Genomic DNA, 13,974 nt, shown 5'->3' on the forward strand with positions numbered 1-13,974 from the left:
AACTTTTTTCCTTCGTTCCGCTCTTTTTCTTCTCCAGTTTCCTCTAGTTTCTTCCTGGCCTCCAAGGCAACTTTTTAAACCAGCTTCTAGCTGGTTTATTTTTGTCCGCTCGCAGCCGGCACCCGCTCAATGCGCCTCATGCGCTCCGTGCAGGTGGCCCCAGAGCACAAAGGCATCGCGCCCCTCCACCGCCAGCGTGGTTTTCAGGCCCACGGGCAGCATCACCTTGGTCGGCACGTGGCCGAAAGGCAGGCCGGTCAGCACACGCGCCTTGACCTTGCTTTGCAGCCAGGCGATGACCGACGCCAGCTTGAAGCCCTTGTCGTGCGGCACCAGGGAATAGTTGGTGAACTGCCCAAAGATGATGGCTTTTTGCTGCGCCAGCACGCCGGCGTGCAGCAACTGCGTGAGCATGCGCTCCACACGGTAGGGATGCTCGGCGACGTCCTCGATGAACAAAATCCCGCCCTTGACGGCCGGCAGGTAGGGTGTGCCGACCAGCGAGGACAGCATGGCCAGGTTGCCGCCCCAGAGCACGGCGTCCTTGACCATGAAATCGGCCGCCGGCTTCGCATCCGCGGCCGGTTTGGGCAGTTGCCAGCCCGTGCCCTCGCCCTGCCCCGTGATCAGGTCGTCAAAACAGGCCTCGGTGATGTCGTCCGGCGCCTTGGCGCCGAAATCCTCGCCCAGCGCGGGGCCGGCCCAGGTCACGGCGCCGGTCTTGGCCATCACGGCCAGCTGGAAGGCGGTGAAGTCGCTCAAGCCGACAAAACGTGTACCGCCCGCGATGGCTTTGGCGACCGCTTTGTATTGAATGCCCGGCAGGATGCGCGACAGGCCGTAGCCGCCGCGGGAAATCAGGGCCACGTCGGCGCCGCTGGCGGCCGCGCGGTGGATGCCGGCCAGCCGGGTGTCGTCGTCGCCGGCAAAACGCTGGTGGCGCGCGAGTGCGTCGGGATCAATTTCAACCTCATGGCCCAAGGCGGTGAGGCGCTGCACGCCGCGCTTGAAGGCGGCCTTGTCGCGCACCGCGCTGGAGGGGGAGTAGATGTAGATATGTTTTTTCACGGCTGCAAGTATCCCACTGTCGCCCGTCCTCCCTTGCCGCCTTGGCTGCAGGTATAAACGGGCCACCATGATGCTGTATGTGCTGGACCTCCTGGGCGTTGCCGTCTTTGCCGTGAGCGGCGCGCTGGCGGCCGGGCGCCTGCAGCTCGACCTGCTGGGCGTGCTGGTGCTGGCGGCCTTGACCGCCATAGGCGGCGGCACCCTGCGCGACCTGCTGATGAACCGTCATCCGGTGTTCTGGATGGCCAGGCCGGCCTACCTGCTGGTGATCGCCGCAGCGGCCCTGGGCACCATGCTGTATGTGCAGGTGCTGCCGATCCCGTCGCAGGCGCTGCTGGTGGCCGATGCGCTCGGGCTGGCGCTGTTCGCGCTGTCGGGCGCGCAGCTGGCCGAAGCCGCGCGGTTGTCACCGGTGATCGTGGTGGTGATGGGCACCATGACCGGCGTGGCGGGCGGCCTGATGCGCGACGTCTGCAGCAACCAGGTGCCGCTGTTGCTGCGCCAGGACATCTACGCGAGCGCGGCGATCGCCGGGATCGCGCTTTACCTTGCCTTGAAGGCGCTGGGACTCAGGCCTTCATGGGCCTTTGGCATCGGGTTGGCGGCGGTGGTGGCGCTGCGGCTCAGCGCCATCTTCATGGGCTGGCATCTGCCGGTCTTCAAGCTGCCGGGCTGAAAAACGCCAAGGCCTGCCGCGCGACCGGCTCGCCATGCTCCTGCACAAAATGCCCGGCCTGCCCCAGTACCATGGGCTCGCCGCAACCGCGGATCACCGCCTGCAGCTCGCGCATGACGGGCGGGCCCAGCACCGGGTCCTGCGCGCCCACCGCCATCAGGGTTTTGCCCGTCCAGCCGTTTTGCCAGAAGCTGCGCGCTTGCCGCGAGACGGCGGCGCCATCGGCCCCGGGGCTGTCCGGCACCATGGGCGGGAAGGCGCGCAAGGCCGCGCGGTGGCCCTTGTCCGGAAAGGGGGCGTTGTAAGCCGCGCACTCGGCGGCGYTCATTTGCGGGTTGCCGCGCGCAAACAGCCGGGCCAGGTCGAACTCCGGGTTTTTCGCGCACATCTCGCGCCAGGCCACAAAGCCGGCGGGCAGCGGCGCGTCACCGGTGCCCAGCGTCGTGTTCATGACCAGCAGTCCGGTGTAGCGCTGCGGCGCCTCCATCGGCAGCGTGAGGCCCAGCAGGCCACCCCAGTCCTGCACCACCAGCACCACGTTGTGCAGATCCATGCTTTCGACCAGTTCCAGCAGGATCTGGCGGTGGACGCTGAAACTATGGAAGCTGTCCTTTTTGGGTTTGTCACTTTTGCCGAAGCCGATCAGGTCGGGCGCGACCACACGGTGCCCGACCTCCAGCAACACGGGGATCATCTTGCGGTAGAGGTAGCTCCAGGCCGGGTTGCCGTGCAGGCACAGGTAAGTCAGGCCGCCCTCGCCTGCGTCACGTCCCCCGCCTTCATCCAGGTAATGCAGACGCAGCCCACCCAGCGCCGGCAGGTCGCTGACATAACGAGGCTGCCACGGATAGCCCGGCAAGTCGTCAAAAGCCGCGTCGGGCGTGCGCAGCGCATCGTCGCGCAGCGGGTGGGCGAGCCTGGATTCTTCGCGCTTGTCGGCGCGCCGCTGCCGGAAGAAAGCCTGCAGCAGCTCGCCGCATTCCCACGCCAGCACACCGCCCTGCAAGGCAGTCTGGTGGTTGAGCCGGGATTCGGCAAACAGGTTGAGCACCGAGCCGGCCGCGCCGGTCTTGGGGTCGGCCGCGCCGAACACCACACGCTTGAGCCGGGCGTGCAGCATGGCGCCGCTGCACATGGCGCAGGGCTCCAGCGTGACAAAGAGTTCGCAGTCGCCGAGCCGGTAGTTGCCCAGCACCCGCGCCGCGGCACGCAGTGCCACGATCTCGGCATGGGCCGTCGGGTCATGGCCGTCCACCGGCGCATTGCGGCCGCTGGCAATGACCTCGCCGTACCGGACCACCACCGCGCCCACCGGCACTTCGCCCGCGGCGGCGGCCTGGCGTGCCTCCGCCAGGGCCTGCTGCATGAAAATCTCGTCGCTCATCGGAATGGCAATGGCTGCCGCCGGCCTTATTTCTCTTCGGGCATGGGACGCGCCTGCTGCAGGGCGCCCTCCACAGCCTGCTTGACCTGCTGCTGGGCTTGCTGACTCTGCACCTGCGGCGGCGCGTCGGCGGAAACGGCGGGCATGCCGGGGGCCGCCGGGACGGTGACCTGGGTGCCCAGTTGTTTTTTGACCAGCAGGCCCACGATGGCCAACGCCACCAGCAGGCCCACGATGCTGAAAATACCGCGCATATCAAGCCTCCTTTGGGGTGTCGTTGTTGGTGGCCATGCCCAGACGGTCCATCCAGGCCGCCAGGGCCCGCTCGTCCTCATTGCCGGCGGCGTACATGGCGTGCATCGCTGCATGCGACTCGCGCCTGTGCTGGTTGATTTTGACCTTGCATTGGAAATCGGTCACCTGCAGCTCAAAGCCCACGATGCCGGCCAGCATCTTGTGGGCAAATTCCTCGCCCAGGTCACGCCACTGCTGGGCATAAGGCGGCTCGTGGTCGCCTATGAGAGTTTTGAGCAGCTTGTCCTTGGCCGCCGGGTCTTCGACCAGCGTCGCCTGCACGGTGCAATGCACGGCCACGTAATTCCAGGTCGGCACCCGCGCCAGGTCGGGATACACCTTGGGCGACAGGTAGGCATGCGGCCCGAGGAAGGTCACGACAGCCTGGGGCCGTGCCTGCAGGTAGCGCCAGTGCGGGTTGGGCTTGGCCACATGGCCCAGCAGCACCATCTGCTCGCCGCGCTCTTCCAGGTGCAGCGGCAGATGGGTCACATAGGGCAGGCCCGCGTCATCCACGCTGATCAGGCTGGCGAAGGGGTTCTCGTTGATCAGCGCCGCGGCCTGGGCGCGGTCGCCTTTGAATTGGGGTGGCAGGTACATGGCCTGAAGCATAGGCCAAAAACCGGAATTTCAGGCCGGTCCGTGCCACGCACCATGGTATTCGCGCGACAAGGAAAATCGGGTCCAGCCTACAGCGGGGCCGGCCCGACAGCGCACAAACTGGCCTCGCCGCAGGCATTGAGGCGCAGCACAGGCATGAAACATCCCCGGATCCGCATCGGCATCTCAGGCTGGCAATATGCCGGCTGGCGCGGTGTGTTCTACCCGCCGGGGTTGGTCCAGGCGCATGAACTCGCGTTCGCCTCGCGCGCCATGCAGACCATCGAGATCAACGGCTCGCACTATTCGCTTCAGCGCCCCAGCAGCTACCAGCGCTGGCATGACGAAACGCCGGACGGCTTTGTCTTCAGCGTGAAGGCGCCGCGCTACCTGACCCACATGCTGCGCCTCGAAGGCGACGGCGTGCCGATCGCGCTGGCCAACTTCCTTGCCTCGGGGATTTTTAAGCTGCGCGGCAAGCTCGGCCCCCTGCTCTGGCAGTTTCCGCCCGGCATGCCCTTCAAGCCCGAGGTGTTCGAAGCTTTTTTGCGATTGCTGCCGCGCGACACCGAGGCTGCCGCGCAGTTCGCGCGCCGCCACCACGACAGTCACGTGCACCACCCCTGCCTGGAAATCGACCGCAAGCGCCGGCTCAGGCATGCGATTGAAATCCGCCACCCGGGCTTCTTCGAAGAGTCCTTCGTCAAGATGCTGCGCCGCCACGGCGCCGCGCTGGTGGTGTCCGAGGCGGTGGCGGACTGGCCCTATGCCGAGGACCTGACGGCGGATTTTGTCTACCTTCGCCTGCATGGGCCCGACACGCTTTACGGCGGCCGCTACAGCGACAAGGCGCTGGACCGGTGGGCAGCGCGCATCAGCACCTGGGCTTCGGGCGGCGAACCGCAAGATGCGCAACGTATCTCCGCCAAGCCAGTGCGGGCGCGGGCCAGCCGCGAGGTGTTCTGTTATTTCGACAACGACCAGAAAGTGCGGGCGCCTTTTGACGCGCGCCGGCTCACCGAAAGGCTGATGCCCGAAGAAACGCTGTCGCTGGAGCCGCTGGACCGGCAAGGCGGCATGTTCGATTCATGAGGCCTATGCCCGCGCCGGTCCTGACAGCGGCCAGCTCGCCAGGTGGACGTGACGGGTTTCACCCAGCAGGCTGCGCACCAGCACGACCTCACCGGCCGTCCAGGCCACGGGCGGCACCGGCGTGGCGCCCAGCAGGCTGTCGTCGTACAGCAAGGTCACGTGCGGCGTGTAGCCGGGCTTGGCCCACTGCCCCAGGCTGGCCTTCTTCAGCGCCGTGCCCAGAACCTTGTGGAAAGCCATCAAGGCCGAGAGCCCTTGGTCTTCGCCGCGCAGCACCAGCGGCCGGTTGCGCGGCATGCTGGCAAAGCTTTCCGCGCGGTTGAAGGCGACGGCGAAGGGCTGCGTCAGGGCAGCGGCTTCGGCGGCGGCCGCGTGGGCCTGCCTGACGACGTCGGGCGGCAAGCCGGCGTAGTCGCCCAAGTGGTTCAGGGTGATGTGAAAGCGCGCGGCTTCCAGCGGCCGGCCGCGCAAGCTGTGGGCGGTACGGATCTGCGCGGCGAGCTCCGCTATTTGCAGCGCGGTGTCTGCCGGAGGAAACAGCGCCAGAAACAGGCGGTCAGTGGGTTTGGCTTCTTCAAAGCCTGGAAATGAGGATTGCCCGGCCATGCCTGAATTCCGCCCTATTCCCGGCTTATTCCCACTCAATCGTCGCCGGCGGCTTGCTGCTGACGTCGTAGGTGACGCGGTTGATGCCGCGCACTTCGTTGATGATGCGGCCGGAGACCTTTTTGAGCAGCGCATACGGCAGCTCGGCCCAGTCGGCTGTCATGAAGTCGCTGGTTTGCACCGCGCGCAGGGCCACCACGTAATCGTAGGTGCGGCCATCGCCCATCACGCCCACGCTTTTCACCGGCAAAAAGACGGTGAAAGCCTGGCTGGTGAGGTCATACCAGGTCTTGCCGGTGGCGGCGTCCTTGAAGTTGCGCAGTTCCTCGATGAAGATCGCATCGGCGCGGCGCAACAGGTCGGCGTATTCCTTTTTGACTTCGCCGAGGATGCGCACACCCAGGCCGGGGCCTGGGAAGGGGTGGCGGTAGACCATGTCGTGGGGCAGGCCCAGCGCGACGCCGAGTTCGCGGACTTCATCCTTGAACAGCTCGCGCAGCGGCTCCAGCAGCTTCAGGCCCAACTGTTCGGGCAGGCCGCCCACGTTGTGGTGGCTCTTGATGGTGACGGCTTTTTTGCTCTTGGCGCCGCCGGACTCAATGACGTCGGGGTAGATCGTGCCCTGGGCCAGCCATTTGGCGCCTTTGTGGCCACCGTCGCCGGCCTTGAGGCGGGCGGCTTCGGCCTTGAACACCTCGACAAACTCGCGGCCGATGATCTTGCGCTTGGCCTCGGGCTCGCTCACACCGGCCAGGTGGCCGAGGAACTGGTCGCTGGCATCGACGCGGATCACTTTGGCATGCAGCTTGCCGACAAACATGTCCATCACCATGTCGCCTTCGTTGAGGCGCAGCAGGCCGTGGTCGACGAAGACGCAGGTCAGCTGGTCACCGATGGCACGGTGGATCAGGGCGGCGGCCACCGATGAATCGACGCCGCCCGACAGGCCCAGGATGACCTCTTCGTCGCCGACCTGCTGGCGGATTTTTTCGACGGCTTCGCTGATGTAGTCGCCCATGACCCAGTCCTGGCGCGTGCCGCAGATCTCGAGCACAAAGCGCTTGAGGATGGCGTTGCCCTGCTTTGTATGCGTGACCTCGGGGTGGAACTGCACCGCGTAGAAGCGGCGCTCTTCGTCGGCCATGCCGGCGATGGGGCAGGAATCGGTGGATGCCATGAGCTTAAAGCCGGGCGGCATTTCGGTGACCTTGTCACCGTGGCTCATCCAGACGTCGAGCATGCCCTGGCCTTCGGGCGTGGTGTAGTCGGCGATGTCTTTCAGCAGCGCGGTGTGGCCGCGGGCGCGCACGTCGGCGGAACCGAACTCGCGCTTGTGGCCGCCTTCGACCTTGCCGCCCAGCTGGTGCGCCATGGCCTGCATGCCGTAACAGATGCCCAGCACCGGCAGGCCCAGCTCAAAGACGGCTTGCGGCGCCTTGTCGGTGGTTTCCTCGTAGATGCTGGCATGGCTGCCGGAGAGGATCACGCCCTTGAGCGTGCCGTCCTTGGCGTACTCGCGAACCCATTCGTCGCTGACGTCGCAGGGATGGACTTCGCAAAATACGTGGGCGTCGCGCACGCGGCGCGCGATCAGCTGGGTGACCTGTGAGCCGAAATCCAGGATGAGGATTTTCTGGTGTTGCATGAGGGGCTTCTTCAAGGCAAAAAAAGAAAGGGCGTCTTTCAAGACGCCCTGGCCGGCTAGGTCACATTCAATCAGCGCGGTAGTTCGGCGCTTCTTTGGTGATCTGCACGTCGTGCACGTGGCTTTCGCGGATGCCGGCCGATGTGATTTCGACGAACTCGGCCTTGTCGCGCATGTCCTCGATGGTGGGGCAACCGCAGTAGCCCATGCTGGCCCGCAGGCCGCCGGCCATCTGGAACACGATGGCAACCATGGAGCCCTTGTAAGGTACCCGGCCTTCGATGCCTTCGGGCACCAGCTTGTCGGCGTTCGGGTTGCCGGTGCTCGATTCCTGGAAGTAGCGGTCGGCGCTGCCCTGCTGCATGGCGCCTATGCTGCCCATGCCGCGGTAGCTCTTGTAGCTGCGTCCCTGGAACAGGATGACCTCGCCTGGCGCTTCTTCGGTGCCGGCAAACATGCCGCCCATCATCACCGTGTTGGCGCCCGCCGCGATGGCCTTGGCGATGTCGCCGCTGTAACGGATGCCGCCGTCGCCGATYAGCGGGACGCCGGTGCCGCGCAGCGCGGTGGCGACGTTGTCGATGGCCATGATCTGCGGCACGCCGACGCCTGCGACGATGCGGGTGGTGCAGATGCTGCCGGGGCCTATGCCGACCTTGACGCCGTCTGCACCGGCTTCCACCAGCGCCAGCGCGGCCGCGCCCGTGGCGATGTTGCCGCCGATGACGTCGACCTGCGGGTAGTTTTGCTTGACCCAGCGCACCCGGTCGAGCACGCCTTTGCTGTGGCCGTGGGCGGTATCGACGACGATGGCATCGACGCCGGCTTTCACCAGGGCTTCGACGCGCTCTTCGGTGCCCTCACCCACCCCGACGGCGGCGCCCACGCGCAGCTGGCCGTGCGAGTCGCGTGCGGCATTCGGGAAGGTGGTCTGTTTGGTGATGTCCTTGACGGTAATCAGGCCCTTGAGCTCGAAGTTGTCATTGACCAGCAACACGCGCTCGAGGCGGTGCTTGTTCAGCAGCGCCTTGGCGTCGGACAGCGAGGCGGTTTCGGAGATGGTGATGAGGCGCTCGCGCGGCGTCATGATGGTGCTGACCGGCACGTCCATGCGCGATTCGAAGCGCATGTCGCGCCCCGTGACGATGCCGACGACACGGCCGCCGTCGATGACCGGGAAGCCGGAGATGCCGAGCTGCTCGCTCAGGGCCATGACTTGGCGAACGGTATGGGTGGGGGTGATGACGACCGGGTCGCGCAGCACGCCGCTTTCGTAGCGCTTGACCTTGGCGACTTCAGCGGCCTGCTGCTGGGCCGTGAGGTTTTTGTGAACGATGCCTATGCCGCCTTCCTGGGCGATGGCGATGGCCAGCCGGGCTTCGGTGACCGTGTCCATGGCCGCTGACACGAGCGGCRGGTTCRGGCGGATGTTTCGGGAGAATTGGGTGGAAAGTGAAGTGTCCTTGGGCAGGACCTGGGAGAACGCTGGCACCAACAATACGTCGTCGAAGGTGAGCGCTTTGCCGAGTAGGCGCATAGGGATGGCTCCAAAAACACGATTGTACCCTTGTCGCAAAGACCCGTCGGTACTAACCCCTAGCCACGTTCCGGTGCGGTTTGGCTGCCGTTGCGCCCAGGTTGTAAAAAGGCAGCTTTGCCGGCGCTTTGCTTCCGAATAGGCCGAAAACCGCGCCACACAGCGCTACACTGGCGAAATGGACCTCAAACTCGTCTCAAGAACACTCATACTGGCCATCGCCGGCAGCGCTTTTTCAGTCACCGCTTTGGCGCAATGGCAATGGATAGACAAAGACGGCCGCAAGGTCTACAGCGACCGCTCGCCGCCGGCCGACATTCCCGAAAAAAACATCTTGAAGATGCCACGCGGAGCCAAGGGAAAATCCGTTGTGGTGACGCCCATTGACGACCCGGCCGCCGCTCCCGCTGGGGCGGCCTCTGCAGCGGCGACCAAAACCGCCGCCAATGCCCCCAAGCTGACCGGCAAGGATGCGCAGCTCGAAGCCAAGAAAAAGCAGGCGGAAGACGAAGAAGCCGCGAAAAAGCAGGCTGAGCAGGAAAAAATCGCGAAAGCCAAGGCCGACAACTGCGAACGAGCTAAAAAAACGCTGGCAGGTCTGCAGTCAGGCCAGCGCGTCCCCATCACCAATGCCAAGGGCGAACGCGACTATATGGATGACAACGCCAGGGCTGCGGAAATCAAGCGGACTCAGGCCGTTGTGAGTGGCGACTGCAAATAGAAACAAGGGCTTGAGCCGCAGGCCCGCATCTCGCCTCTCCTCTCTTCTTCAATACCCGGCCTTGGCGCCGGCCCGGGTTTTGGCAAACAGCCCGGCGCTCTTGGCGCCCTGGCGGTTGAAGCGCTCGCGGCGCGCCACCTTGGGGTCTACACGCAGGCCTCTGTAAATTTCAATCCGGTCCTGGTCCCGCAGCACGTGTCCCGGCGTGGTTTTGCGGCCCCAGATGCCCAGGACCAGGCGGCCGGCCCGCAGTTCCGCAAATTCATCGAGCACCCCGCTGGCCGCCAGCGCCCGGGCCACCGTCGCACCGGCCGGGAGTTCCAGCGACCATTCGCGCACCTGCCGCGGCGCGGGTGAATAAACCAGGCTGATGGTGAGCGGCGCGCCGCCCTCAGGGCTCGCCATAGACGTCCGACGCTCTTTTGACAAACGCATCGACCAGGCTGCCCGCGATCTTGTCGAACACGGGGCCGACCAGCGCCGCCAGCGCGGCATTGTCGAAGTCATAACGCAGGCTGAACTCGACCTTGCAGGCCCTTTCGCTGCCTTTGCCCACCGGCGTGAAATCCCAGTGGCCGTCCAGTTTTGAAAACGGCCCATCGACCAGCTTCAGGCTGACCTTGCGGTCTTTTTCGTGGACATTGCGGGTGGTGAAACTTTGCGAGAGGCCGGCGATGGAGAGGCCCACTTTAGCCGTCATGCCGTGCGCGTTTTCCTCCAGCACCGAGGCCTGGTCGCACCACGGCAAAAACTCGGGATAGCGGGCCACGTCGGTGACCAGGGCGTACATCTCGGCGGCGCTGTACCAGATTAAAACGGACTTGTGAACGGTTTTCATACAATCGAGGGCTGGGCGCAATTGTATTGGCAGTGTACTTTCCGATTTTCGCCCCTATCTTTTATCCATGGCCACCAAAGAAGCATCCTCCTCCAAAAAAACGGCCGCAACGCCTTCCGCAAACCTTTCCCCCAAGGCCGCGGCAGCGGCCGTGCGCATTGCCGATAACAAAAAGGCGCTTTTCAACTATCACATCGAGGAGCGCTTCGAAGCAGGCATGGTGCTGGAAGGCTGGGAAGTGAAGTCCCTGCGCGAAGGCAAGGTGCAGCTCACCGACGGCTATGTGGTGGTGCGCGGCGGCGAGCTGTTCATCATCGGCTGCCAGATCAACCCGCTGGGCACGGCCTCCACCCACGTGCGGCCCGACTCGGTGCGGACCAAAAAACTGCTGATGCACAAGGAAGAGATCCGCAGGCTGATCGGCAAGGTCGAGCAAAAAGGTTTCACCCTGGTGCCGCTGAACATGCACTGGAAGGCCGGCAAGGTCAAATGCGAGATCGGCCTGGCCAAGGGCAAGGGTGAGCACGACAAGCGCGACACCATCAAGGACCGCGAAGGCAAGCGCGAGGTCGAGCGCGCGATGAAGTCCCGCAACCGCTGACCGCCGGCCCTTCGGGGCCCGTCATAAAAGAATTTCCGGTGCCATGGAATAAATCGCCCACCGCGGCTGTTTACTCCAGTGCAGGCTGCTTTTGCCTGATTTGCCTGAACACACCGGAGATTCCCATGAAACTGCTCCCCATTGCCCTGTTGACCGCCGGCCTGCTCGGCCTCTGCGCCTCCGCGAGCGCCCAAAGCCCGGCCAAGGCCGCCGACGGCGTGCTGGTCGGCCCTAACGGCATGACCTTGTACGTCTTTGACAAGGACACGGCCGACAAATCGGTCTGCAACGGCGGCTGCGCCACCAACTGGCCTCCGCTGATGGCCGCGGACACCGACAAGGCCGCCGGCGACTACACCATCATCACCCGTGACGATGGGAAAAAGCAGTGGGCCCTGAAAGGCAAGCCGCTGTATTACTGGGCCAAGGACAGCAAGCCGGGTGACAAGACCGGCGACAACGTGGGCACCGTCTGGCACGTCGTCAAGCCCTGACGCCGCACGCCTGCCGCACCTCCCGCTACGATGGCAGCAGGCTTTGCCTGACGCATGACCCACTTTCCGCTGACCGACCACATCCCCAGCCTGCGCCGCTATGCGCGCGCGCTGACGGGCGACGCCTGGGCGGCCGACGACCTGGTGCAGGACACGCTGGAGCGTGCCTGCTCCAGATGGCGGCTGTGGCTGGCGGGCAGCGACCTGCGTGCCTGGCTGTTCACGCTGATGCACAACATCTTCGTCAACCAGCTTCGCCGCTCCCTGCGGCAGGCGGCCGCGGGCGCCACGGTCAACGTCGAGGAGGTCGAGAACGAACTGGCGGCGCCGGAGGCGGGTACGGCCCAGTCGCTGGACCTGCAGCGCTGCCTGCTGCGCCTGCCGGAAGACCAGCGGGCCGTGCTGCTGCTGGTCAGCCTCGAAGACCTCAGCTACGAGGAGGTCTCAAAGATCACCGGCGTGCCGGTCGGGACGGTCATGTCCCGCCTGTCGCGCGCGCGCAGCCGCCTGCGCGACCTGAYGGACGGCTCGGCGGATCAACGCCTTGGTCGACGGCCGGCTGCCGCCCGCCCGGCAGGCTGAACTCGAAGCGCAACTGGACGAAGACGCCGCCGCCCACTCGATCCTGCAAGCCTGGAAAGCCCAGCGCGAGGCCCTGCGCGCCCTGCACCGCCCGCTGCTGGATGAAGCCATCCCCGACGCCTTGCTGGCTGCCGCGCGCCGCGGCCAGCAAGGCGGGCGACAGGTCGAGCAATGGCGGCGCTGGGGCGGCATGGCCGCGGCGGTAATCCTGGCCTTTGGCGTGGGCTGGCTGTCGCACGGGAAACTCGGCGGCCCCGCACCGCAACAGCTCGCCTCGGCGCGTTCGGCGCAATCCTTTGTGCACCAGGCTTCGCTGGCGCACGCCGTGTTTTCGCCCGAAGTCCGCCATCCCGTCGAAGTCACGGCCGCGCAACAGGACCACCTGGTCCAGTGGCTGTCCAAACGCGTGGGCCGGCCGCTGAAGGTGCCGTTGCTGGCGGCGGAAGGTTATGAGCTGGTCGGCGGCAGGCTGCTATCCGGTGACGGCGGGGCCCGCGCGCAGTTCATGTTCCAGAATACGGCCGGCTTGCGCCTGACTTTGTACCTGGGTGCCGTGGATCCGGGTTCACCTGCCGCATCGGTACCCAAGCCGCCGTCCGACGCTGCCCGGGAAACCGCCTTCCGCTACAGCGGCGACGGCCCGGTGCCCTCGTTTTACTGGGTGGACCAAGGCTTCGGCTACGCGCTGAGCGGCGCCGTGTCGCGTGACGAGTTGATGAAGCTGGCGCAACTGGTGTACCAGCAACTCTAAACCTCGATTTGCTTACTTCAGGCCGCGCAGGGGATGCGTTTCAGGCGTCCAGGGGCTGGCGAAAAAAGCATCCGCCATGCCGGGCTTGACGTCTTCGATGCGGGCCGGGTTCCACTGCGGCTTGTAGTCCTTGTCAATGGCCAGGGCCCGTATGCCCTCGACGGTCTCGCTGGCGGCGCCCGGGCGCAGGTGAAAGCAGTGATGCACCATGTCGCGCTCCATACGCAGGTCGTCGGCCAGGCTCATGCCGCGGGCGCGGCGGATCTGCTCCAGCGTGACGTGCAACATCAACGGCGAGCGTTTGCGCAAGGTGGCGGCGGTTTTGGCCGCCCATGGATCCGGCGAGGCTTCCAGCGCATCGACGATGTGTTTGACACGCAGCAGCGAAAAATAGCCGTCGATCCTGCTGTCGGCCTTCACTGGCTGGGTGTGGCCTGCCGTCCACTGCGCCGCGATCCACGCCTCGGCGGCGGCGGCTGAACCGAAGGCCTGGGCGCCCAGGGCCTCCCACAGAGCCGGCAGGCGGGCTGCGTCGACCTTGATGTCGGCCAGGCCGTAGGCCATCGCCTCGTCCGCGCCGATCACGTCGCCCGTCAGCGCCAGGTATTCGCCGGCATGGCCGGGGCAACGCCCCAGGAAATAACCGCCGCCGACGTCGGGGAACAGGCCGATGTTGGTCTCGGGCATGGCCATCTTGGTGTGCTCGGTAACGATGCGCACCCGCGCACCCTGGCTGATTCCCATGCCGCCGCCCATGACCACGCCGTCCATAAAGGCGATGTAGGGCTTGGGGTAGGTGTGGATGAGGTGGTTGAGGGCGTATTCCTCGGTGAAGAAGTCTTCCAGCGCGGAATCGCCAGCGAACACCGCATGGTGGAAAAAGCGGATGTCGCCGCCGGCGCAAAAACCGCCGAACAGGCTCTCCGGCGTGCCGGGCTGGCCTTTTTTGTTGGTGCCGCGTATGGCCACCACATGGATCGCCGGGTCGTCGCGCCAGGCCAGCAGGGCGGCGGACAACTCGCGGATCATGGGGAGCGACAGCGCGTTGAGGGCTTTGGGCCGGTTCAGCGTGATCAGCCCGGCAT

At 65.5% G+C, this 13,974-nt stretch carries 17 protein-coding genes; 7 read left to right on the plus strand and 10 right to left on the minus strand.

Translation table 11 applies throughout. The features are described from left to right. Positions 1-126: 126 nt before the first annotated feature. Positions 127-1,068, minus strand: a complete 942-nt coding sequence (locus AC1D0P_RS13340; protein WP_477677180.1) for an LD-carboxypeptidase — start codon at positions 1,066-1,068, stop codon at positions 127-129. Between the two features lie 67 nt (positions 1,069-1,135). Here AC1D0P_RS13340 and AC1D0P_RS13345 point away from each other — a divergent pair, with 67 nt between their 5' ends. After that, positions 1,136-1,744, plus strand: coding sequence for a trimeric intracellular cation channel family protein (locus AC1D0P_RS13345; protein ID WP_477677181.1), 609 nt, complete (start codon positions 1,136-1,138; stop codon positions 1,742-1,744). Here the strand turns inward: AC1D0P_RS13345 and tadA are convergent. The 3 genes from tadA to AC1D0P_RS13360 are packed head-to-tail and all read right to left on the minus strand — an operon-like array spanning position 1,728 to position 4,022. Then, positions 1,728-3,128 carry a tRNA adenosine(34) deaminase TadA gene (gene tadA, locus AC1D0P_RS13350; RefSeq protein ID WP_477677182.1) on the minus strand — a complete coding sequence of 467 codons (1,401 nt, stop codon included), beginning with the start codon at positions 3,126-3,128 and terminating at the stop codon, positions 1,728-1,730. The two genes, AC1D0P_RS13345 and tadA, sit on opposite strands and share 17 nt — an antisense overlap. 26 nt (positions 3,129-3,154) lie before the next feature. Beyond that, positions 3,155-3,382 (minus strand): hypothetical protein, encoded by a 228-nt coding sequence (locus AC1D0P_RS13355; protein WP_477651753.1) that lies wholly within the window; start codon positions 3,380-3,382, stop codon positions 3,155-3,157. A 1-nt stretch (position 3,383) separates the two neighbouring features. Then, entirely contained in the window at positions 3,384-4,022 is a 639-nt protein-coding gene (locus AC1D0P_RS13360; RefSeq protein WP_477677183.1) for an FMN-binding negative transcriptional regulator, read from the minus strand. A gap of 156 nt (positions 4,023-4,178) precedes the next feature. Here AC1D0P_RS13360 and AC1D0P_RS13365 point away from each other — a divergent pair, with 156 nt between their 5' ends. Further along, positions 4,179-5,114 carry a DUF72 domain-containing protein gene (locus AC1D0P_RS13365; protein WP_477677184.1) on the plus strand — a complete coding sequence of 312 codons (936 nt, stop codon included), beginning with the start codon at positions 4,179-4,181 and terminating at the stop codon, positions 5,112-5,114. 3 nt (positions 5,115-5,117) lie between these two features. Here the strand turns inward: AC1D0P_RS13365 and AC1D0P_RS13370 are convergent, their stop codons facing one another. The 3 genes from AC1D0P_RS13370 to guaB form a co-directional block, all read right to left on the minus strand. Then, entirely contained in the window at positions 5,118-5,720 is a 603-nt protein-coding gene (locus AC1D0P_RS13370) for a 2'-5' RNA ligase family protein (protein WP_477677185.1), read from the minus strand. Between the two features lie 25 nt (positions 5,721-5,745). After that, positions 5,746-7,365: a glutamine-hydrolyzing GMP synthase gene (gene guaA / locus AC1D0P_RS13375; protein ID WP_477677186.1), complete on the minus strand. Its 1,620-nt coding sequence runs from the start codon at positions 7,363-7,365 to the stop codon at positions 5,746-5,748. A 67-nt stretch (positions 7,366-7,432) separates the two neighbouring features. Beyond that, on the minus strand, positions 7,433-8,902 hold the full coding sequence (guaB, locus tag AC1D0P_RS13380) for an IMP dehydrogenase (RefSeq protein WP_477677187.1): 1,470 nt from the start codon (positions 8,900-8,902) through the stop codon (positions 7,433-7,435). 178 nt (positions 8,903-9,080) lie between these two features. Between guaB and AC1D0P_RS13385 the strand changes: the two genes are divergently transcribed. Continuing rightward, positions 9,081-9,623 (plus strand): DUF4124 domain-containing protein, encoded by a 543-nt coding sequence (locus AC1D0P_RS13385; protein WP_477677188.1) that lies wholly within the window; start codon positions 9,081-9,083, stop codon positions 9,621-9,623. A gap of 48 nt (positions 9,624-9,671) precedes the next feature. Here the strand turns inward: AC1D0P_RS13385 and AC1D0P_RS13390 are convergent, their stop codons facing one another. Both AC1D0P_RS13390 and AC1D0P_RS13395 read right to left on the minus strand, forming a co-directional pair. Further along, positions 9,672-10,028: an RnfH family protein gene (locus tag AC1D0P_RS13390; RefSeq protein WP_477677189.1), complete on the minus strand. Its 357-nt coding sequence runs from the start codon at positions 10,026-10,028 to the stop codon at positions 9,672-9,674. After that, positions 10,015-10,461, minus strand: coding sequence for a type II toxin-antitoxin system RatA family toxin (locus AC1D0P_RS13395; protein WP_477651746.1), 447 nt, complete (start codon positions 10,459-10,461; stop codon positions 10,015-10,017). The genes AC1D0P_RS13390 and AC1D0P_RS13395 overlap by 14 nt, the downstream gene beginning before the upstream one ends. A gap of 67 nt (positions 10,462-10,528) precedes the next feature. On the opposite strand from AC1D0P_RS13395, the gene smpB reads away from it, so the two are divergent. The 4 genes from smpB to AC1D0P_RS13415 all read left to right on the plus strand — a co-directional run bounded on the left by smpB (position 10,529) and on the right by AC1D0P_RS13415 (position 12,889). Beyond that, positions 10,529-11,062: an SsrA-binding protein SmpB gene (smpB, locus tag AC1D0P_RS13400; protein WP_411880407.1), complete on the plus strand. Its 534-nt coding sequence runs from the start codon at positions 10,529-10,531 to the stop codon at positions 11,060-11,062. 125 nt (positions 11,063-11,187) lie between these two features. After that, positions 11,188-11,556 carry a COG4315 family predicted lipoprotein gene (locus tag AC1D0P_RS13405; protein ID WP_477677190.1) on the plus strand — a complete coding sequence of 123 codons (369 nt, stop codon included), beginning with the start codon at positions 11,188-11,190 and terminating at the stop codon, positions 11,554-11,556. 54 nt (positions 11,557-11,610) lie between these two features. Further along, positions 11,611-12,138 (plus strand): sigma-70 family RNA polymerase sigma factor, encoded by a 528-nt coding sequence (locus tag AC1D0P_RS13410; RefSeq protein ID WP_477677191.1) that lies wholly within the window; start codon positions 11,611-11,613, stop codon positions 12,136-12,138. Then, positions 12,101-12,889 carry an anti-sigma factor family protein gene (locus AC1D0P_RS13415; protein WP_477677192.1) on the plus strand — a complete coding sequence of 263 codons (789 nt, stop codon included), beginning with the start codon at positions 12,101-12,103 and terminating at the stop codon, positions 12,887-12,889. Before AC1D0P_RS13410 ends, AC1D0P_RS13415 begins: the two co-directional genes overlap by 38 nt. A 12-nt stretch (positions 12,890-12,901) precedes the next feature. Here the strand turns inward: AC1D0P_RS13415 and AC1D0P_RS13420 are convergent, their stop codons facing one another. Beyond that, positions 12,902-13,966, minus strand: coding sequence for an enoyl-CoA hydratase/isomerase family protein (locus AC1D0P_RS13420; RefSeq protein WP_477677193.1), 1,065 nt, complete (start codon positions 13,964-13,966; stop codon positions 12,902-12,904). Positions 13,967-13,974: the final 8 nt, after the last annotated feature.

The sequence above is a fragment of the Polaromonas sp. P1_G2 genome, assembly GCF_056405515.1.

Bases quoted from the DNA above. Each gene is read 5' to 3' on its own strand.
- AC1D0P_RS13360 (WP_477677183.1), bottom strand. From the start codon at position 4,022: ATGTACCTGCCACCCCAATTCAAAGGCGACCGCGCCCAGGCCGCGGCG.
- AC1D0P_RS13405 (WP_477677190.1), top strand. From the start codon at position 11,188: ATGAAACTGCTCCCCATTGCCCTGTTGACCGCCGGCCTGCTCGGCCTC.
- guaA (WP_477677186.1), bottom strand. From the start codon at position 7,365: ATGCAACACCAGAAAATCCTCATCCTGGATTTCGGCTCACAGGTCACC.
- AC1D0P_RS13345 (WP_477677181.1), top strand. From the start codon at position 1,136: ATGATGCTGTATGTGCTGGACCTCCTGGGCGTTGCCGTCTTTGCCGTG.
- AC1D0P_RS13370 (WP_477677185.1), bottom strand. From the start codon at position 5,720: ATGGCCGGGCAATCCTCATTTCCAGGCTTTGAAGAAGCCAAACCCACT.
- AC1D0P_RS13355 (WP_477651753.1), bottom strand. From the start codon at position 3,382: ATGCGCGGTATTTTCAGCATCGTGGGCCTGCTGGTGGCGTTGGCCATC.
- AC1D0P_RS13385 (WP_477677188.1), top strand. From the start codon at position 9,081: ATGGACCTCAAACTCGTCTCAAGAACACTCATACTGGCCATCGCCGGC.
- AC1D0P_RS13365 (WP_477677184.1), top strand. From the start codon at position 4,179: ATGAAACATCCCCGGATCCGCATCGGCATCTCAGGCTGGCAATATGCC.
- smpB (WP_411880407.1), top strand. From the start codon at position 10,529: ATGGCCACCAAAGAAGCATCCTCCTCCAAAAAAACGGCCGCAACGCCT.
- AC1D0P_RS13395 (WP_477651746.1), bottom strand. From the start codon at position 10,461: ATGAAAACCGTTCACAAGTCCGTTTTAATCTGGTACAGCGCCGCCGAG.
- AC1D0P_RS13390 (WP_477677189.1), bottom strand. From the start codon at position 10,028: ATGGCGAGCCCTGAGGGCGGCGCGCCGCTCACCATCAGCCTGGTTTAT.